Annotated in this window: 20 protein-coding genes; 10 read left to right on the top strand and 10 right to left on the bottom strand. The window is 46.0% G+C overall.

Annotated elements, in window-relative coordinates:
• The first annotated feature begins 94 nt into the window (after positions 1-94).
• Positions 95-676 (top strand): DNA endonuclease SmrA, encoded by a 582-nt coding sequence (smrA, locus tag OH458_RS04715; RefSeq protein ID WP_269977445.1) that lies wholly within the window; start codon positions 95-97, stop codon positions 674-676.
• Between the two features lie 94 nt (positions 677-770).
• Positions 771-1,808, top strand: coding sequence for a 23S rRNA pseudouridine(2604) synthase RluF (gene rluF / locus OH458_RS04710; protein ID WP_269977444.1), 1,038 nt, complete (start codon positions 771-773; stop codon positions 1,806-1,808).
• Between the two features lie 61 nt (positions 1,809-1,869).
• On the opposite strand, the gene upp is transcribed toward rluF, so the two are convergent.
• The gene (upp, locus tag OH458_RS04705) at positions 1,870-2,496 is read right to left on the bottom strand and encodes a uracil phosphoribosyltransferase (RefSeq protein WP_045953772.1); all 627 of its coding nucleotides are present in this window, start codon (positions 2,494-2,496) and stop codon (positions 1,870-1,872) included.
• Positions 2,497-2,674: 178 nt separating this feature from the next.
• Between upp and purM the strand changes: the two genes are divergently transcribed.
• The 5 genes from purM (at position 2,675) to OH458_RS04680 (ending at position 5,626) form a co-directional block, all read left to right on the top strand.
• Positions 2,675-3,715 carry a phosphoribosylformylglycinamidine cyclo-ligase gene (gene purM, locus OH458_RS04700; protein WP_269977443.1) on the top strand — a complete coding sequence of 347 codons (1,041 nt, stop codon included), beginning with the start codon at positions 2,675-2,677 and terminating at the stop codon, positions 3,713-3,715.
• Between the two features lie 2 nt (positions 3,716-3,717).
• Positions 3,718-4,362 (top strand): phosphoribosylglycinamide formyltransferase, encoded by a 645-nt coding sequence (gene purN / locus OH458_RS04695; RefSeq protein ID WP_269977442.1) that lies wholly within the window; start codon positions 3,718-3,720, stop codon positions 4,360-4,362.
• Between the two features lie 103 nt (positions 4,363-4,465).
• Positions 4,466-5,122, top strand: coding sequence for a tellurite resistance TerB family protein (locus OH458_RS04690; protein WP_269977441.1), 657 nt, complete (start codon positions 4,466-4,468; stop codon positions 5,120-5,122).
• Between the two features lie 106 nt (positions 5,123-5,228).
• Positions 5,229-5,435 carry a YaeP family protein gene (locus OH458_RS04685; protein WP_005476399.1) on the top strand — a complete coding sequence of 69 codons (207 nt, stop codon included), beginning with the start codon at positions 5,229-5,231 and terminating at the stop codon, positions 5,433-5,435.
• On the top strand, positions 5,435-5,626 hold the full coding sequence (locus OH458_RS04680; protein ID WP_269977440.1) for a DUF4250 domain-containing protein: 192 nt from the start codon (positions 5,435-5,437) through the stop codon (positions 5,624-5,626). Before OH458_RS04685 ends, OH458_RS04680 begins: the two co-directional genes overlap by 1 nt.
• Before the next feature lie 72 nt (positions 5,627-5,698).
• Here OH458_RS04680 and OH458_RS04675 read toward each other — a convergent pair whose 3' ends face one another.
• A complete protein-coding gene (locus OH458_RS04675; RefSeq protein WP_269977439.1) occupies positions 5,699-6,025 on the bottom strand; it encodes a DUF3622 domain-containing protein in 327 nt (108 codons plus the stop codon).
• A gap of 208 nt (positions 6,026-6,233) precedes the next feature.
• Positions 6,234-10,130, bottom strand: coding sequence for a phosphoribosylformylglycinamidine synthase (purL, locus tag OH458_RS04670; protein ID WP_269977438.1), 3,897 nt, complete (start codon positions 10,128-10,130; stop codon positions 6,234-6,236).
• Positions 10,131-10,481: 351 nt separating this feature from the next.
• On the opposite strand from purL, the gene mltF reads away from it, so the two are divergent.
• Positions 10,482-12,011 carry a membrane-bound lytic murein transglycosylase MltF gene (gene mltF / locus OH458_RS04665; protein ID WP_269977437.1) on the top strand — a complete coding sequence of 510 codons (1,530 nt, stop codon included), beginning with the start codon at positions 10,482-10,484 and terminating at the stop codon, positions 12,009-12,011.
• A 210-nt stretch (positions 12,012-12,221) separates the two neighbouring features.
• Positions 12,222-12,359 carry a hypothetical protein gene (locus OH458_RS04660; RefSeq protein ID WP_269977436.1) on the top strand — a complete coding sequence of 46 codons (138 nt, stop codon included), beginning with the start codon at positions 12,222-12,224 and terminating at the stop codon, positions 12,357-12,359.
• A gap of 46 nt (positions 12,360-12,405) precedes the next feature.
• Here the strand turns inward: OH458_RS04660 and tadA are convergent, their stop codons facing one another.
• The 6 genes from tadA to OH458_RS04630 form a co-directional block, all read right to left on the bottom strand.
• On the bottom strand, positions 12,406-12,972 hold the full coding sequence (gene tadA, locus OH458_RS04655; protein ID WP_269977435.1) for a tRNA adenosine(34) deaminase TadA: 567 nt from the start codon (positions 12,970-12,972) through the stop codon (positions 12,406-12,408).
• 253 nt (positions 12,973-13,225) lie between these two features.
• Positions 13,226-14,785: an AbgT family transporter gene (locus OH458_RS04650; RefSeq protein WP_269977434.1), complete on the bottom strand. Its 1,560-nt coding sequence runs from the start codon at positions 14,783-14,785 to the stop codon at positions 13,226-13,228.
• Positions 14,786-15,056: 271 nt separating this feature from the next.
• Complete coding sequence (locus OH458_RS04645) at positions 15,057-15,488, bottom strand: type IV pilus modification PilV family protein (RefSeq protein WP_269977433.1); 432 nt, start codon at positions 15,486-15,488, stop codon at positions 15,057-15,059.
• On the bottom strand, positions 15,478-16,803 hold the full coding sequence (locus tag OH458_RS04640) for a hypothetical protein (RefSeq protein ID WP_269977432.1): 1,326 nt from the start codon (positions 16,801-16,803) through the stop codon (positions 15,478-15,480). Before OH458_RS04640 ends, OH458_RS04645 begins: the two co-directional genes overlap by 11 nt.
• A gap of 1 nt (position 16,804) precedes the next feature.
• On the bottom strand, positions 16,805-17,440 hold the full coding sequence (locus tag OH458_RS04635; protein WP_269977431.1) for a PilW family protein: 636 nt from the start codon (positions 17,438-17,440) through the stop codon (positions 16,805-16,807).
• Between the two features lies 1 nt (position 17,441).
• Positions 17,442-17,951 (bottom strand): GspH/FimT family pseudopilin, encoded by a 510-nt coding sequence (locus OH458_RS04630; protein ID WP_269977430.1) that lies wholly within the window; start codon positions 17,949-17,951, stop codon positions 17,442-17,444.
• 103 nt (positions 17,952-18,054) lie between these two features.
• Here OH458_RS04630 and OH458_RS04625 point away from each other — a divergent pair, with 103 nt between their 5' ends.
• A complete protein-coding gene (locus tag OH458_RS04625) occupies positions 18,055-18,492 on the top strand; it encodes a type IV pilin protein (RefSeq protein ID WP_269977429.1) in 438 nt (145 codons plus the stop codon).
• A gap of 135 nt (positions 18,493-18,627) precedes the next feature.
• On the opposite strand, the gene dnaJ is transcribed toward OH458_RS04625, so the two are convergent.
• Positions 18,628-19,770, bottom strand: coding sequence for a molecular chaperone DnaJ (dnaJ, locus tag OH458_RS04620; RefSeq protein ID WP_038189949.1), 1,143 nt, complete (start codon positions 19,768-19,770; stop codon positions 18,628-18,630).
• Positions 19,771-20,005 lie beyond the last annotated feature (235 nt).

The raw sequence follows: 20,005 nt of genomic DNA, 5'->3' as shown, positions 1-20,005 counted from the left end.
TTCGGTTTTTTATTTTTTGGTCAGTCAAATAGTGATCATCCTATGCGGCCAAAGGTATAATGTCGGTATTGATTTCCTACTCTGAGATATCACTATGTCTCACGATGACGATTTCGCCCTCTTTCAACAAATGATGGGCGACGTAAAACCTATCCATAACGATACAGCAGAGCTAAAGAAACAACATAAAGTATCTGAAGCTCAACTTGCCAAGCGTGAAGGCGCTATTTGGTTGACCGAAGAGGATCCAGAATACCTCTCTATCGATCACGCTGAAATGCTCAAGCCTGACGACATTATCGAGTTTAAGCGAGATGGCGTACAAGACGGCGTCTATAAAAAACTGCGTCTAGCAAAGTACCCTATTCAAGCCAGACTAGACCTACACAAACGGACCCTAGAGCAAGCGCGAGATGAAGTCGTCAAGTTTTTAAAGCAATGTATGCGGCTGGACATCCGCACCGTAGTCATTGTTCATGGCAAGGGTGAACGCTCTAACCCACCAGCTCTTATGAAAAGTTTCGTCGCGCAGTGGCTGATGCAAATCAAAGAGGTGCAATGTGTTCACAGTGCCCAACGCTTTCATGGTGGCACTGGAGCGGTGTATGTTTTGTTGCGAAAAAGCGCTGAGAAGAAGATTGAGACACGTGAGCGACATCAAAAACGATTGGGTTAACGCCCCTACGGTGCTAGAATGCGCGCCCTTAATGTGCTGATGTTTTCATCAGCATTTTTTATTAACCGCCGTTGTGAAACGTTAGGAGAACAACATGTCACAAGATAATGCAAAACGCCTCAATAAGTTCATCAGCGAAACGGGCTTTTGCTCTCGCCGAGAAGCTGATCGATTGATTGAGCAAGGTCGCGTCACCATCAATAGTCAAGTTCCTGAAATGGGGACAAAAGTGATGCCAGGAGACGATGTTCGCGTCGATGATAAACCAATCAACGCGGTCACTGATAAGCCTGTCTACATTGCGCTAAACAAGCCAACAGGTATTACCTGCACCACGGAGCCCGATATTCCGGGCAATATCGTTGATTTCGTTGGCCATAAAAAACGCATTTTCCCTATTGGTCGCCTTGATAAGCCTTCAGACGGTCTTATCTTTCTGACCAACGATGGTGATATCGTTAACAAAATTCTTCGTGCTGGCAATAACCACGAAAAAGAGTATGTGGTTCGAGTCGATAAACCAATCAGCGATGACTTCATCAAGAAAATGTCTTCGGGCGTGAATATTCTCGATACCATCACCTTGCCGTGTAAAGTGACCAAAGAGACCAAGTTTTCATTCCGTATTGTTCTAACTCAAGGCCTCAACCGCCAAATCCGCCGCATGTGTGAAGCCTTGGGCTATGAAGTATTCAAACTTCGCCGTGTGCGTATTATGAATATCTCTCTTGATGGTATTCCGAATGGCCAGTGGCGCTATTTAACAGATGCAGAAGTGGCTGAGATTCTTGCCATGTGTGAAGACTCAAGCAACACTGAAGAAGCTTCAAAGATCGATGCGAAAGGTAAACGTATTCGCAAAGCGACAGACGCTAAACTGTTTGATAGCCGAGAAGAAAACCAAGACTCGACCGCTCGTCGCAACCAGAAACAACGAACCTTCAAAGGCCGTAACGCGGATGAATTCCGTCACGCACCGAACTCTAAGAAAGGTCGCCACAGCGGTAAGCAAAGTGAGTTTAAAGGTAAGCCAGGTGGCAATAAAGGGAAGGCCTTCCATAAGCCTGCGTCTGAGAATAGTCAACGCCCTAGCAAGCCAAAGCGCGGCGGCACATTAAGTCTGAAGAAATAATTAGCAAACGAAAAGGGAGCCAACAATCGGCTCCCTTTTTAAATCAGTAACTATCGATAGCTTATAGCGTACCGAAGATTTTATCGCCTGCATCACCAAGACCAGGGACGATGTAGCCTTTATCGTTTAGTTTCTCATCGATCGCAGCAGTGTATAGCTCAACATCTGGGTGTGCTTTTTCTAACGCTTCGATACCTTCAGGAGCAGAAACTAAAACGAGAACTTTTATCGCTTTACAACCTTTCTCTTTAAGTAGGTCGATCGTAGCAATCATTGAACCACCAGTCGCTAGCATAGGGTCAACAACAAGCGCAATACGCTCATCCATGTTAGACGCTAGCTTGTTGAAGTATGGTACTGGCTCAAGTGTCTCTTCATCACGGTAGATACCAACAACGCTGATACGAGCACTTGGCATGTGCTCAAGAACACCATCCATCATACCCAGACCTGCACGTAGGATAGGCACAACAGTTACCTTTTTACCTTTGATTTGGTCAACTTCAACAGGACCATTCCAACCTTCAATGGTTACTTTTTCCGTTTCAAAGTCTGCAGTCGCTTCGTACGTTAGTAGGCTACCAACTTCTGTGGCTAGCTCGCGAAAGCGCTTCGTGCTGATGTCACCTTCTCTCATTAGACCTAGTTTGTGCTTAACAAGAGGGTGTTTTACTTCAACAACTTTCATTTCCATCTCCGGCTTATGTGGTGATTTTTAAACAAACCTACAGATTATAAACGATTTCGTTCTCAATTTCTTGCGTAAAGACAAAAGAAAAAACACACGCAAACGTTTGCTATATGGGTTTATCCGCTGTTAGAATAGCGCCGTTTTCATATCCAACTTAAAAACCGAGGACTTCCCTGTGAGTGCTGATAACACATCTCTTAGCTATAAAGACGCTGGCGTAGATATCGATGCAGGCAACGCGCTTGTTGACCGTATTAAAGGTGCAGTAAAACGCACACGTCGCCCAGAAGTAATGGGTGGTATTGGTGGTTTTGGCGCATTGTGTGAACTGCCAACAAAATACAAACAACCTGTGTTGGTATCAGGTACTGATGGCGTAGGAACCAAACTTCGCCTCGCTTTGGATATGAACAAGCACGACACAATCGGCGTTGACCTTGTTGCAATGTGTGTGAACGATCTTATTGTTCAAGGCGCGGAGCCTCTATTTTTCCTAGATTACTACGCTACGGGCAAACTCGACGTTGACACCGCAGCAGACGTTGTTTCTGGCATCGCTGATGGTTGTATTCAGGCAGGCTGTGCGCTAATCGGTGGTGAAACTGCTGAAATGCCAGGCATGTACGAAGGTGAAGACTACGACGTTGCCGGCTTCTGTGTTGGTGTTGTAGAAAAAGAAGATGTAATCGACGGTACTAAAGTAGCCGCTGGTGACGCACTTATCGCGGTCGGCTCAAGCGGTCCACACTCAAACGGTTACTCATTAATCCGTAAGATCCTTGAAGTATCTGGCGCAGACAAAAACGAAGAGCTAGCAGGTCGCACAATCGGCGAGCACCTACTAGAACCAACAAAGATTTACATCAAATCAGCACTGAAAATGATTGAGAAACACGACATCCACGCGATTTCTCACATCACAGGTGGTGGTTTCTGGGAAAACATCCCACGCGTACTTCCTGAAGGTACTAAAGCGGTTGTTGATGGTAACAGCTGGGAATGGCCAATCATCTTCAAATGGCTACAAGAGAAAGGCAACGTAACGACTCACGAAATGTATCGCACATTCAACTGTGGTGTTGGCCTAGTGATTGCTCTTCCGAAAGATCAAGCTGATGCAGCGGTTGAACTTCTAAATGCAGAAGGTGAAAACGCTTGGGTAATCGGTGAGATCGCTTCAGCTGAATCCGGCGAAGAACAAGTAGAGATCAAATAAGCATGAAGAGTATCGTTGTTTTAGTTTCAGGAAACGGTTCTAACCTACAAGCAATTATTGATGCTTGCAGCAAAGACATTACTAACGGTCGTGTCACGGCGGTCTTTTCCAACAAAGCGAATGTCTTTGCCTTAGAGCGAGCAGAAAAAGCAGGGGCAGCCGCTCACTTCCTTGATCCTAAAGCTTTCGATACTCGTGACGCGTTTGATAAAGAGCTCATGCAGCAGATCGACGAATATCAACCTGATGTCGTTGTACTTGCTGGCTATATGCGTATTCTGAGCGGTGAGTTTGTTCGTCACTACCAAGGACGTATGATCAATATTCATCCTTCTCTTCTGCCCAAATACCCTGGCTTAAATACCTATCAGCGTGCCATTCATGCTGGTGATGAAGAGCATGGCACCAGTGTTCACTTCGTAACAGAGCAACTTGATGGCGGCCCTGTCATCCTACAAGCTAAAGTGCCAATTTTCGATGAGGATACGGTCGAAACATTGACTGAACGCGTACAAACGCAAGAGCACAGAATCTACCCATTGGTCGTAAAATGGCTAGTGGAAGAACGCCTAGTAATGAAAGATGAAAAGGAAGCCTACCTTGATGGAGAGCTTCTGGGGATTCATGGCTACGCTGCCCAAGAGTAATTTGGTTTTCAATCCGTTTGGCGAGCTTTCATGCTCGCCTTTTTTTCATCTCTCGTTCATCTTGGGTTAGGTAAATTCAGATTGAACGCATAGGAGAATAGTCATGGATTTAAAAAGTTTACTCAATCAAGCACTCAACTCAGATATAGTCCAGCAAGGTCAAAAACAACTCAAACAGCAATCCAGCTCAGGTACGCTCAAATCACTTGGCGCTGGAGCAGTTGGCGGCGGATTAGTGAACCTTCTGATGGGCTCCAAGAAGAGCAAGAAGCTTGGCAAAAAAATGGGGGTCAATGCGTTAAAAATTGGAGGTGTCGCTGCGCTTGGCGCACTGGCCTATAAGGTATACAACGACTCTCAAACCAATCAGGTGTCTCCTGAACCTCAAAGTGAGTTTCGCGAAGATGATCCGATACATAGTGAACTCATCTTAAAAGCCATGATCGCAGCTGCAAAAGCTGACGGTCATGTAGACACACAAGAAATGGAGCGCATCGAGAACGCACTCAAAGAGTCGGGAGTTGGCCATCAACTTCAAAGCATTATCCACAATGAGCTGAATAAACCACTCGACCCAAATGAAGTCGCACGTTTAGCCGCGACACCGCAGCAAGCCGCTGAAATTTACCTCGCCTCCTTGATAGTGATAGACGAGCAGAACTTTATGGAAAAAGCCTATTTGCAAGAACTTGCTAAACAAATGCAACTGGCGCCAGAAGTTATCAACCAGCTTGAGACACAACTGCGTATTGAGCAATAATTGGTCGACAGCCTCTTGGTCTTGCGCTAGAACAACCTTAGCTTTTGAGTTTGTTCAGACGAGTGTGTATATTTGAGAGCAGTTATCATTTATTGGAGAATTAGCCATGCAAGTATACGGCTGTTGTGAATTGGTTCGTGAGCTGTACGCTCAGATCGGTAGTGGCGATCAAGCTTATGTCCCTCAGGCAATATCTTGTGCAGTACGAGCACTAAATGACATCGCTGCGGATGACTCTTTACCAAAGGAAGCCAGAGAAAAAGCCGCTTTTGCTGCTGCTAATCTACTTATCTCGGACTTCGAGGATAAGTAATGAACTTAGCCAACTTTGAAACAATGGATCCTATCATGTTGATGAGCATCGTGAACATGAAACTACGTGATGACTTTGGTGGTGATCTGCACAAACTGGCTGCTTACTTCGATATCGACAAAGCGGCACTTGAAGCAAAATTAGCAAACGCTGGCTTTGAGTTCTTACCTGATGCTGGCCAATTCAGATAATTAAAATCCTCTATTCAGTTACAAAAAAACCGCCCTGTTTGAGGCGGTTTTTCTTTAAGACAATCTAGACGATTACTCTTCGTCAAACATCTCTTCTTCGCGTGCTGCTTTTGCCGCAAGATAACGCGCTTTTTTCTCAGCCGCTTCTTGAGCTAGACGCGCTTCGCGTTCTTCACGCTCTTTACGAGCTTCGCCTTTACGATCATTTCGCGCGGCTTGGTTTTTGATGAAACCCGCTAACTCTTTTTCTGCCCATTCTTGAGCTGCAGCTTCTGTTTCAAAACCTGATTCACGCTTTGATACTGTCGTCTTACGTGATGTAACTTGGCGAGTAATTTCTGCACACCAACCGTTACGTTTTTCAGTAGTACGGATGGCAAATTTTCTATTTTTAGACATTTTTCATTCCTAAGGGATTAATCAGGGATTCGGTCAACTTGATCACTCCATCTAAGCTGAGCTGTTTAACACCATCCCTTGGTAGCGCGGTATTAGAGCATAAAAGTGAGATCTATGCTGCAAATTTTTCGTCGTATTGTACCAAAAATAAAGCGCTGGTCTCTCAACCAGCGCTTTACTATTTTCGTGAACCTTCGACTAACTCAAATTAACCTAAGTTCTTGCGCGCGTTTTGGAACATACGCATCCAAGCACCGTTCTCACCCCAACCTTCAGGGGACCATGAGTTCGCTACTGTGCGGAATACACGCTCAGGGTGTGGCATCATGATAGTTACACGGCCATCTTGAGTTGTTAGACCGGTGATTGCGTTTGGCGAACCGTTCGGGTTGTTCGGGTATTGCTGCGTTGGGTTACCGTGGTTGTCCACGTAGCGAACGGTAACCGTACCTGATGCTTCAATCGCCGCTAGGTGGTCAGCATCACGTACTTCTACACGGCCTTCACCGTGAGACACTGCGATTGGCATACGAGAACCTGCCATACCATCAAAGAATACAGAATCAGACTTCTGGACTTCAACTAGACTGAAACGAGCTTCAAAACGCTCAGATTCGTTGCGAACAAAGCGTGGCCATAGGTCTGCACCTGGGATTAGCTCTTTCAGGTTCGATAACATCTGACAGCCGTTACATACCCCTAGAGAGAACGTATCTTCACGTTGGAAGAAGCCTTCAAACTGGTTGCGAGCTTGCTCGTTAAACAGGATAGACTTAGCCCAGCCTTCACCAGCGCCTAGAACGTCACCGTAAGAGAATCCACCACAAGCGACTAGGCCCTGGTACTCTTCTAGAACCGCTTGACCGGTTAGGATATCGCTCATGTGGATATCTGTTGCTTCAAAGCCTGCACGGTCAAAGGCTGCTGCCATCTCAACGTGAGAGTTAACGCCCTGCTCACGCAGAATTGCCATCTTAGGCTTAACGCCTTTCGCGATATATGGCGCTGCGATGTCTTCATTTACATCGAAGCTTAGCTTAACGTTTAGGCCAGGGTCTGAGTTGTCTTTCTTCGCTTCGTGCTCTTGGTCAGCACATGCTGGGTTATCACGTAGACCTTGCATCTTGTGCGTTGTCTCTGCCCAGATAGTGCGTAGTTCAGTACGGTTACGCTCAAGAACCACTGTCTCACCAGAAGTAATCACTAGCTCATCAGAAGCTTCTACTGAACCAATTACGTGTGAACATGCTTCAAGGCCGTTGGCTGCTAGCGTTGAAAGTACAACGTCTAGGTCATCGTTCTTAACCTGAAGTACCGCACCTAGCTCTTCGTTAAATAGTGCTGCTAACGCATCTTCGCCAAGGTCAGCGATGTCAGCTTTAACACCACAGTGACCGGCAAATGCCATCTCAGCAAGCGTAACGAATAGACCGCCATCGCCCTTATCGTGGTAAGCCATTACTTGATCGTTCGCAACTAGAGTTTGAACGCCTTCGTAGAAACCTTTTAGCTGTGCTGCGTTATCTACGTCTGCTGGCTTATCACCAAGCTGCTTGTAAACCTGTGCTAGAGCCGTTGCACCTAGACGGTTTTGACCGTTACCTAGGTCGATTAGGACAAGGCTAGAATTGCCTTTATCTGTGCGAAGCTGAGGTGTGATTGTTTTACGAACATCTTCAACACGAGCAAACGCAGTGATGATTAGAGATAGCGGAGACGTTACTTCTTTCTGCTCACCGTTCTCTTCCCACTTAGTCTTCATCGACATTGAGTCTTTACCCACAGGGATAGTCAGACCAAGTGCTGGACATAGCTCTTCGCCCACCGCTTTAACCGCTTCGTAAAGACCTGCATCTTCACCCGGGTGGCCAGCTGGAGACATCCAGTTTGCAGACAGTTTAATGTGTTTGATATCACCGATGTTAGTCGCTGCGATGTTTGTGATTGCTTCACCAACCGCTAGACGAGCCGAAGCACCGAAGTCTAGTAGAGCAACTGGCGTACGCTCACCCATCGACATTGCTTCACCGTGGTAAGTGTCGTAGCTTGCTGCTGTTACTGCGCAGTTTGCTACTGGTACCTGCCACGGACCAACCATTTGGTCACGCGCAACAAGACCAGTCACCGTGCGGTCACCGATAGTGATTAGGAATGTTTTTTCTGCAACCGTTGGAAGACGTAGTACACGATCCACGGCTTCGTTTAGCTCGATACTATCACGGTTAACCGCTGGGTTGTTCGCTTTTAGCGTTTTCGCATCACGGTGCATCTTAGGTGTCTTACCTAAAAGCACATCCATTGGCATGTCGATTGGCGTGTTCTCGAAATGTGAATCTTCAAGTTTAAGCTCACGCTCTTCTGTTGCGATACCAACAACTGCGTATGGTGCACGCTCACGCTTACAGATAGCATCGAATACTTCCATGTTCTCTGGTGCAACTGCCATTACATAACGCTCTTGAGATTCGTTACACCAGATCTCAAGTGGGCTCATGCCTGGTTCATCATTTGGTACGTCACGCAGTTGGAAGATACCACCACGCTCGCCATCGTCTACGAGCTCTGGAAGTGCGTTAGAGATACCGCCCGCACCCACATCGTGGATAAATGCGATAGGGTTAGCATCACCAAGTTGCCAACAACGGTCGATCACTTCCTGACAGCGACGCTCCATTTCTGGGTTTTCACGCTGTACAGAAGCAAAATCTAGGTCTTCTGCTGATTGGCCAGATGCCATTGAAGAAGCAGCACCACCGCCAAGGCCGATGTTCATTGCAGGACCACCAAGAACGATTAGACTTGCGCCGACTGGGATCTCTTTCTTCTGAACATGCTCATCACGGATGTTGCCCATACCACCAGCAATCATGATTGGCTTGTGGTAACCGCGAACTTCAACACCGGCGTGAGAGTTAACTTTTTCTTCGTAAGTACGGAAGTAACCTAATAGGTTTGGACGACCAAATTCGTTGTTGAACGCAGCGCCACCAAGTGGACCTTCTAGCATGATATCTAAAGCGTTAACGATGCGACCCGGCTTACCAAAATCTGTTTCCCATGGCTGTTCAAAACCAGGAATACGCAAGTTAGATGTAGTGAAACCAACAAGACCTGCTTTTGGCTTACCACCAATACCCGTTGCGCCTTCATCACGGATTTCACCACCAGAACCTGTAGAAGCACCTGGCCATGGAGAGATAGCGGTTGGGTGGTTGTGCGTTTCCACCTTCATTAGGATGTGCGCTTTCTCTTGGCTGTAACCGTACTGGCGAGTTTCTGGGTTCGGGAAGAAACGACCTACATCAGAACCCACCATAACTGCTGCGTTATCTTTGTACGCAGACAGCACGTTTTCTGGTGTGGTTTCGAAAGTGTTCTTGATCATTTTGAACAGCGACTTCTCTTGCTTAACGCCGTCGATAGTCCAGTCTGCGTTGAAGATCTTGTGACGACAGTGCTCTGAGTTCGCTTGCGCAAACATCATCAGTTCAATATCAGTTGGGTTACGGTCGAGCTTGTTTACGAAGCTGTCGTACAAATATTCGATTTCATCATCGGCAAGAGCAAGACCTAGGGTAACGTTTGCTTTCTCAAGCGCAGCGCGACCACCAGCAAGTAGGTCAACGTCCGCTACCGGTGCAGGCTCTGCCACTTGGAAAAGTGCTGCTGCTGAGTCGAAATCAGTGAAGATAACTTCCATCATGCGGTCATGCAGAATCGCTTTAAGCTCAACCAGTTGAAGCTCAGAAAGATCAGATGATGTTTCAATGTAGTAAGCGGTACCGCGCTCTAGACGAGCAACTTTAGCTAGGCCACAGTTATTCGCGATGTCGGTAGACTTAGAAGACCATGGTGAGATAGTACCAGGGCGAGGAGTCGCTAGTAGAAGAAGACCTTCAGGCTTGTGCTCTTCAATTGTTGGACCGTAAGTCAGTAGTTTTTCTAGTTTCTCAACTTCAGACGCATCTAGGTCTGCCATTAGATCTGCAAAGTGTGCAAACTCAGCGTAAATGCCAGTGACAGGCAGGCTAAGTTCACGACAAAGCTCTAGAAGCTTGTTAACACGAAATTCAGATAGAGCTGGGGAGCCACGAAAAATTCTCATGTACTTAGGTCTCTTATGCAATTGATTAAGGTGATATTGGAATAAATTCAGTGGGTTAAAATGTTCTAGAGCATCTAATTGCTCTATACATTTCACTGTTTTCTTCGAAGCTATTCCGAAGGTTTTTCAAACCTATGCCGATTCCACCTCTTCGTTGCGAGCGCATTATATAGCAATTGTTTTTGTGATGTAACACCAAAAGCAACCGTTTGCGTCATTTTTTTCGTCAATTTTGAATTTCGACAGAAAACGCTATTTATTGTTCTCTATTACTAAGAGTTACTGTGATTGTCTTGCCTTGTTATACCACTTTGATATAAATGCCCTACTGGATGTATGAGATTGCCGTGAATGAAGAAGCATTACCTAACCCAACTAAAATCACTCTGTTTATTATTTGCCAGCGCCTTGGTGCTATCTGGCTGCCAAATCGAATCAGAACCTAAGAGTGAACTGGAGCAAATTAAAGAGCGCGGCGTGCTAAGGGTTGGAACATTAAACAACCAACTCTCTTACTATATTGGTCCTGATGGCCCCGCTGGACTTGATTATGAGTTAGCTCGAGAGTTTGCCAATGAGCTCGGCGTGCAGCTCGAGATGAAACCTGCCTATCGTATTTCAAGCCTCTATCCTGCCCTACGAAACGGCGAAATCGATATTATTGCGGCTGGCTTAAGCCAATCACCGGAAAGATTGAAAGCGTTTAGACCCGGACCCGCTTACTATTACGTGAGCCAACAGGTGGTCTATAAAAAGGGTCAATGGCGCCCACGCAACTTAGAACAGTTACTCGAACTGCAATCCGAGTTAGAACAAAGCAATGACAACGAGCCGGTTATTCAAATCGTGGGAGACTCGCATTTCAACCAAACCTTGGCGGCCATCCAACAAGAACACCCACAATTTATTTATAAAGTCGACCCAAACGCAGACGTTAACGACCTGCTCAAAAAGGTTTCTGAAGGAGATTTGCAATTTACGGTTGCTGACTCTGTTGAAGTGTCACTTTCTCAACGCATCTATCCTGAGATTGCATTAGCCTTTGAGCTAACAGAAGATCAGCCGACTTCTTGGTTTCTGCGTCGTTCCCAAGATGAGAGTCTCTACGCCTTACTTATTGAGTTTTTTGGCTACATCAAACAATCAGGGCACTTGGCATCACTTGAAGAGAAGTACATCGGTCATGTCGACTCATTTGACTACGTGGATACTCGCGCATTCATTCGTGCGCTCGATTCCAAGCTGCCTAAATGGTCACCACTGTTTAAAAAGTATTCTGATGAATTTGATTGGCGTTTAGTCGCAGCGCTCGCCTACCAAGAATCGCATTGGAATCCATTGGCGAAATCTCCTACCGGTGTCCGCGGCATGATGATGCTAACACTGCCAACCGCGAAAAGTGTTGGTGTTACCGATCGTTTAGACCCAGAGCAATCCGTAAAAGGGGGGGTAGAGTATTTACGCCGTATGGTTGCACGTATCCCCGACTCCATTGAAGAACATGAGAAAATCTGGTTTGCACTCGCATCCTATAACGTAGGCTATGGTCATGTTATGGACGCAAGACGCCTAACCAAGCGCCAAGGTGGAAATCCAGACGCTTGGTCAGACGTAAAAGACCGCCTACCGTTACTGCGTCAGAAAAAGTACTACAGCCAGACTCGCTACGGCTACGCTCGCGGTGATGAGGCTCGTAACTATGTCGAAAACATTCGTCGCTACTACCAAAGCATCATTGGTCATGTTGAAAAACAGACATTGGCGGAAGACAATGACAACGTTGATGACTTGACCGTTATTCAAGTGCCGGATCAAGTTGCCTCTCAAGCGCAACCTCTTTCTGCGGCCGAATCAACTGTTGACCAGTTAGAAGCTGACTAGCTTCATCCTCAAGCGCGCAATTTTTGAACAAAGATTGCGCACTTGAAATCCTCCACTGCAACCCATACATAATATCGTGTGCTCGATCACTTGCGAAGTTTCTTAAAATGGTAACAATTGGCGAGTATAAAACCGATACGATCAGATTATCATGAACATTCATCAATGAATGTCAGTAATATTGTATTCACTCATATAGGAGGTTGTTCTATGGCTAGACGTAAACTACAGTCAAAACGCCTTAACAAAACCGTTGCTGCTAACCGCCGTAAACGCCTGCTTAGCAATAACAAGAAAAAGGTGATCGCACGTCACCGAGCATTCATGCAACTCATCTGTGCAGCGTAACACCAAGGAGCAAACATCTTGTCGATAAGATGTTTGCTTAAAACGACTATTCTGATTTCTTTCGTCCCTTCTTCGCCTCATTCGCCTGCTGAACACGTGTTGCTTTACGCTCTGTCTTTTTCTCTTTGCGACGACGTTTGAAAAAGGACTGAAGTTGTACTCGGCATTCCTCCTCCAACAGCCCCTGCTCTACATCTGCATAGTGATAAGCCGCTTGATGTTCAAAAAGGTTTAATACCGTTCCTGCAGCGCCGGCTTTCAAATCTGGTGCGCCGAACACAACGCGCTTTACACGGCTGTGCAACAACGCGCCCGCACACATAGGACAAGGCTCTAACGTTACGTAAAGGGTGGTATCTAGCAATCGATAGTTCCCAAGTACTTGACCCGCTTTTCTGATGGTCTGCATTTCGGCATGCGCGGTGGCATCGTGACAACCAATAGACTGGTTCCAGCCTTCCGCGATGATCTCGCCATCTTTCACAAGCACAGCGCCGACCGGAACTTCACCTTCAGTTTCCGCATGTGCTGCAAGCTCCATTGCGCGGCGCATAAATTGTTCGTCATGAGAAGTAAATTGGGAATTTGACACTGGGGCTCCAAAATCTAGCATAAATGCTGTGGGCCACGATTTTACCTTTAACCCACCAAGAGTAAAAGCACGCTGAATGGGCAAAAATACAAACAAAAAAACGCTGGCCTCTCGACCAGCGCTTTCGAATTACCAATACCTAAATAGTTGGTGTTGTAGCTAGGCAACAAGCAAGTTCAGCCCTATGAGCATAGATGTCCTATGTAATTAGGGCGGCCGGCGCTCCGGGGAACTTGCGCAGTTAACAACGCTACAGCGCCAAATATAACGGTATTTACATAGTGTAAGTGTATGGCGCTTGAATACCTAGTGGAATACCCAGTGCCCAATATGCTACTAAGAAGATAGACCAGCCTATCAGCATTGCAATTGAGAATGGCATCATTAGCGATGCTAGAGTACCGATACCAGTCGACTTCACGTAACGCTGACAGTAAACAACCACTAGAGGGAAGAAGACCATCAGAGGTGAAATGATGTTTGATACAGAGTCACCGACACGGTATGCCGCTTGAGACAGTTCTGGAGAAATGCCTACAGCCATTAGCATAGGAACTAGAATTGGACCGATAAGTGCCCACTTCGCTGATGCGGAACCGATTAGCAGGTTTACAGAAGCCGTTAGAAGAATCATACCAATGATTGTCGCTTCACCCGGTAAGTTCATCGCTTTCAGACCTTCCGCACCGTATAGCGCTAGCATGGTACCAATGTTTGATTGTGCAAACGCAGAAAGGAACTGAGCACAGAAGAACGACATTACAATGTAAGCACCCATTGTTGACATGGTGTCAGACATGGCTTTGATGATGTCGTTGCTTGTTTTGAAGGTGCCCGAAACTTTACCGTAAACGTAACCTGGGATGATGAATAGAATGAAGATCAATGGAACGATTGACTTCATTAGCGGTGCTGAGAACGCTGTAATCTCGCCTTCAGGAGAACGTAGTGCTGAGTTTTCAGGGATGATTGCTGCGATCAAAACAGCAATACCTGCCATCATCGCCCAACCCGCGTAACGGAATGCTTTCGATTCTAGTTCAGTGAACGAGCCAAGATCAGGCGCTTTTTCTGCGTCTTCATCGATTGGCGTGTTCGCTAAACGTGGCTCGATGATTTTCTCAGTGACGTACCAACCGATAGCAACGATGATCACTGAAGAGATACCAGTAAAGAAGATATTCGCTAATGGGTTAACCACGTACTCAGGATCTAGAACTTGAGCCGCTGTTTGCGTGAAACCAGCTAGTAGCGGGTCAATACCTGATGGAATAAAGTTCGCTGAGAAACCACCTGATACACCAGCAAACGCCGCTGCGATACCCGCTAGAGGATGACGACCTGCCGCGTGGAAGATGATACCGCCAAGAGGAATAACCAAAACGTAGCCCGCATCCGCAGCAGTGTGCGATACGATTGCGACAAGAATTAGCATTGGCGTAAGCAGCTTAGCTGGCGTGAAGTTCAGCATCTTCTTAAGGCCTGTAGTAATAAAGCCAGAAGAGTCAGCAACGCCCACACCCAACATCGCAACTAAAACGATACCTAAAGGTGCAAAGCCAGTGAACGTAGTCACCATGTTCGCTAGGAAGCTTGCTAGAGATTCGCCAGTTAAAAGGTTGTTGATTGCAAGCGCTTCACCTGTGCGAGGGTTTAGCAGATCAAACGAAACGTTTGAAAGGAGAGCAGACGCCGCCCAAGTAATAACAAGAGCCCAGAAAAACAAAATTGCAGGATCTGGGATCTTATTACCTGCGCGTTCAATAAAGTTTAAAAAGCGATCCATACCACTCGGCTTATTGGATGGCGCTTGATTTACAGCTTGGTTACTCATGGTAACTCCATAGTGTGATGTTGTTGCCTCAGGCTTCTGGTTATTCTTTTTTCAGCCTATGATTCACCACACATTCTATTAAATAGGGTTACAAAAAGCACAAGGTTCTAGAGTTTTTTCCATATATGGAGACATATTTTGCAAAAACACCATTAACGTGCAACAAAATAAGAACACAACCCGATCAGGTTATGAAACAATTTAAATACTATTTTGAAAAATATAACGCACGCTTGTTAGTAAAAAACCTCAACACCGTCTAGATATACAACTAGTTACTGTCGAACTCGCTATATTGTGAGATTGCGCTCTTTAACGTCACGGATTGTTTGTCACCGAATCGGTCCCACCAGCACACTTCAACGGTCACTACACTCAGCGCGTTACTTAAGCTGGCAAAAGGGGAGACGTCACATTGGGTTATAAATCCGGAGGCTTTCGTAGAGCATAAACTTGAACTCACACAGCTATCATCTGCTATATCAGAGTAACGGTATGACCCAGAAGCAGAAGAGATCCCCCTGCGCGTAAAAGACTCAAGTTTGTTTTCTGCAAGATAAAGCGCTTCAAGGCTCAGCTCTGCAAAATCGGCTTTGGACTCAGCCACTGCCTGCAACTTGATGAGCCCCATCGCTCCTATCCCTATCAATACAAAAGCGATCAACACTTCGATTAAGCTGGCGCCCCGCTGCTTACAAGTCATGCCATGATCCTCTGTACCATTTCACCACTTTGAATTTTTTTGACGGCCCCTCTATAACATCTCGATTGAAAGTAAAGTTAAGGGATGCATTGAACAAAGCATAAGTCCCTGGCGCATCCATCACATAGCCACCACTTGGATTAAAGGCTCCGTTTTGGAAGTAGCCAATTTTCTCTTTGGGCATTATTACCGTCGACCCCAAAGCTGAAATCACCCCTTCTAAAACACTACTTCCTCCTCCGGCACTCGTGTCATTTTCGGTGAGAGGCCAATCGCTAAAGTCCAACACTTGGCCGCTGCTGTCGGTAAAATCATCGGAAATAAAGTGGTATAACATTCCTTTAAATGCTTGAGAGCCTGTAACGGACAATATACCGTTATGAATCACAAGTATGACTCCGCTACTCAGGTGGGTATCAATTGCTGTGCTGATTATGTCAAAGTCTGCATCATTAATTTCACACCCACCGTACACCCAAATAGTGTCTTTGCCCTGCTCAATATTCTTTTTAATTTCTTCCGCACATTGAGTATTAAACGTTGGCGAGCCCAGGTCTTCCACTTTTGTTAACGTTTCGCCATTCAATGTATAGGGCACATAGCCAAAAAGGCTTTTATCTGACATTAAGGGAAACCACTCAGCTCTTGGGACATTAAACACGTCACGAAATGGGTCCATATCGGTATCTTTCTTAAAGTCTTCCGCCGTATCTGCTAAGTCCAATACCGACCATGAGTGATTAGCTGGCGAGCATTTTTGGAAATTTGGATTAATGCTGTCAGGAAAAGACGCATAGGGCTTGATTGTCTCAAAAGGGTGGAAAGTGTTATATCCGGTTTTTGCATGAAAATAATTAAAGTACCGTACAGAGGTGCACTCCCAAAGATTTGAACCCAAGCTTTTACCAGGATCTGGGGACGATGTGTAGGCACCATTGATAACTAAATCCGACTTTGAGCGAATGGCCCCAGTACTCGAAACAATCGGTGAAACAAAGGCTTTTTTTAAGGTGAGATAACCACTCTTGGAATGAATGACATTTGGCGTGCCACCGACAATATTTAAAGAATCTAAATCCAATAGATTTTTGCAATCGGAAACCGAAGCGGGGACTGCATTAAGTTGCTTTGCTTTAGTGTAAACACACTCCAATCCTCCCTCTGCCGCCCAGTGATCTTTGCGCGCTTGAACTTCATTTTGTGCACGCTTCACTTGGTAAAACAGTCCTTTGTAGCTCCCTAAAACCACAAGTAGTGAGGCAACTAGCAGCAAACTAGTAATAAGAAGCGTCGCTAATCCTTGATTTTTCTGCATATCACCAGTTCCTTTGTTTTGTCGTAAACGAGAGTGACTTGGTATAAGTTGGCGCATTCTTTAGTGAGGTTTGAAGCTCTACGGTCACCATTGCTGATGAAATATTGCTTCCCGGTAACTCAACTAAAGTGAGATTAAATCCATCAACCTTAATGCGATCTTTATGAAATAGGGTGTTGCAGTTGTTGCCCACTCTTCCAGGAAAGTCTTGAGCATCCAACACTGACATCACCGTCGATTGTTTTTTTTCACATATACGCAATACATCACTTGCGGCAGAGGTCTGCTCATACACGACATTTGAGTAGGTATAAGAAGCACCTGAGACTTCGGCAACATATGCATAAGCAAGCAGTCCCGTTGTGGCCGAATTTTCAACGTAGAAAGAATGACCCGTGCCGGATAGCTTGACCAAGTTCGGGGAAACGCCATTGTACCCAGCACGATGCATGTCCAATTTCATCATCTGCAGTACGCTATTGGTTGACTGTAATAAAGTGAGCTCTTGCGTTCGCTTAGTCGCAGTTTTATAGCCGCTTAAAAACATCGAACCTATGATACCCAACGCGAAAACGCCAATGGTCGCTGCAACCATAAACTCGATAAGACTCGCCCCTCGCTCCTTCGACAACTTCATATCAACACTTCTCATAACTTAAGTAGGTATTGGCACTAGGAGAACAAACGCGAACAATGGCGCTGCGATGGTAAGTACGTATGTCCAGTGCTGATGAGGGACTGCTCTTGGGATGAAAAGTAAAACGTCCAGCTTTTGGTCGCCCATGAGTCTCATCGAAACTGATTTGATTAGAGGTGTATGTTGTTGAAAGCGTGACTCCCTCAAACGGGACACCGGACAACGCCGAATAGACATCGCCCGCACCATTGACATCGCTATTAGTCAGCTCTAAGCGCCAATCTCCATTGCTGTCTGATGCTCCAGACATAATCAAGTGAACCCAAAGTCTTTCGCGTCTCAACACGGCCTCTGATTTGGCCATCAGAACGAAACCATTTAACTCTTTGGCCAGCCTTCGCATTTTGACCGTATCCGTCATATCGCTGTAATTCGGCAGCGCCCAAACCATCAATGTGCCGAGCACCGCAATAGAGACCAAGAGTTCTAATAAGGTAAAGCCGCGAGACATTTCCCAAAATCCTATGCAAAAACAGTAAGTAACCGTATTCAGTCTTGCGCAAAGACTAACACCAAAGAAAAATAGCCAGACAGCCAATAAGGAACTACGCGGAATGATTCGAAGAAATGAATGTAAAGTAGGAAATAAACGACTAAATGGAATGACATTGATCGAATTAATGATCGCAGTCTCTATCGTAGCCATACTGGCAGCGATCGCCTACCCGAGTTATCAAAGTTACGTACTCAAGTCATATCGTGCGAAAGCCATTGCTGACCTTTCAAAAATTCAACTCAAGTTGGAGTCGAGTTACAACAGTGGTTACAACTGGAGTGGGATAATCTCAGGAAGCAATTGTAGCGTGTGCGATACCCCTTCGAGCCGCTATGTTTTTTCCATCGCGAGTCAAGCGGGTAAGGCTTATGTCATTAAAGCCGAGGCACAATCAGGGAGCGGACAAACAAAAGACAAATGCTTAACGGATGAGAGTGTGGATTACATGACGCTTGATGCGACGAATGCGCAATATCCAGAGGATTGCTGGATTTAATGGCTAGCCATTTATTGACGTTGTTTGGCAGAGAATGACTCGCAACCACCTTGAGCCACTTACCTTCTAACTCGGTTAGCTGAAAACTAAAAAGCCTGCGTTAGTCGCAGGCTTAATAATATTCTTCTTACCAGTTTAGCTGGTTAAATCATCAAAGAACTTCTTCACACCGTTGAAGAATCCTTCAGATTTCGGCTTGTGTTTCGTCGCCGCTTCACCGCCGCAAGACTCTTCAAACTCTTTAAGTAGTTCTTTTTGACGCGAGCTTAGGTTAACCGGAGTTTCAACCACTAGTTTAACGATCAAGTCGCCAATACCACCGCCACGAACGCCTTTTACACCTTTACCACGCATACGGAACATACGACCCGTTTGCGTTTCTGTTGGTACTTTCAGGTTAACACGGCCATCAAGAGTCGGAACTTCGACTTCACCGCCAAGCGCTGCCATAGCAAAGCTTACTGGTACTTCACAGTACAAGTTGTTACCGTCACGCTCGAAGATATGGTGCTCTTTCACATGAACTTGTACATATAGGTCGCCCGCTGGCGCGCCCATTTCACCTGCTTCACCCTCACCAGATAGACGAATGCGATCACCAGTATCCACACCAGCTGGAATCTTAACGTTAAGTGTTTTGGTTTTCTGCTTGCGACCTTGGCCATGACAAGACTTACATGGATTCTTGATGATTTTGCCTTTACCGTGACAGGTAGGACAGGTTTGTTGAACCGCAAAGAATCCTTGACGCATTTGAACTTGGCCGTGACCGTGACAGGTGCCACATGTCTCTACTGCTGAACCTTTCTCAGCACCGCTACCGTCACATGAATCACATTCTACCAAGGTTGGGACTTCGATCTCTTTAGATACGCCACGCACGGCCTCTTCAAGAGTCAATTCCATGTTGTAACGCAGGTCTGCACCACGCTGAGCACGCTGCTGACCGCCACCACGACGACCACCACCGAAGATATCGCCGAACACATCACCAAAGATGTCTCCAAAATCAGCGCCACCACCACCGAAGCCGCCGCCACCCATACCGCCTTGTTCAAAAGCAGCATGACCGTATTGATCGTAAGCCGCTTTCTTTTGCGGATCGAGAAGAATTTCGTACGCTTCTTTTACTTCTTTAAACTTATCTGCTGCGCTCTCATCACCCTGATTACGGTCTGGGTGGAATTTCATTGCTAGACGCTTGTACGCCTTTTTAATATCACGCTCTGACGCATCGCGGCTTACGCCTAATACTTCGTAAAAATCACGTTTTGACATGTTCTTCGTCACCAATGTAGTACTGCAAACGGAGGATTTATCATTACACCGCTTGGTGTTTGTATCATTCTAGATAAAGATTCGAGAGTTAATGTTCGAGAACCATTATCTAGACTGACAGGTTAGTTACAAACATACGGGCGTATGAGTTTCCTCAAACGCCCGCATTAAGTCAGGACACCAATTTCAAAACAGATGACTTGAGTTCTAGAAGGAAATCAAGTCACTCTGTGAA

Source organism: Vibrio sp. MarTm2 (assembly GCF_027587055.1).
GTDB lineage: Bacteria > Pseudomonadota > Gammaproteobacteria > Enterobacterales > Vibrionaceae > Vibrio > Vibrio sinaloensis_D.
This window is presented reverse-complemented; position numbering and strand designations above follow the sequence as displayed.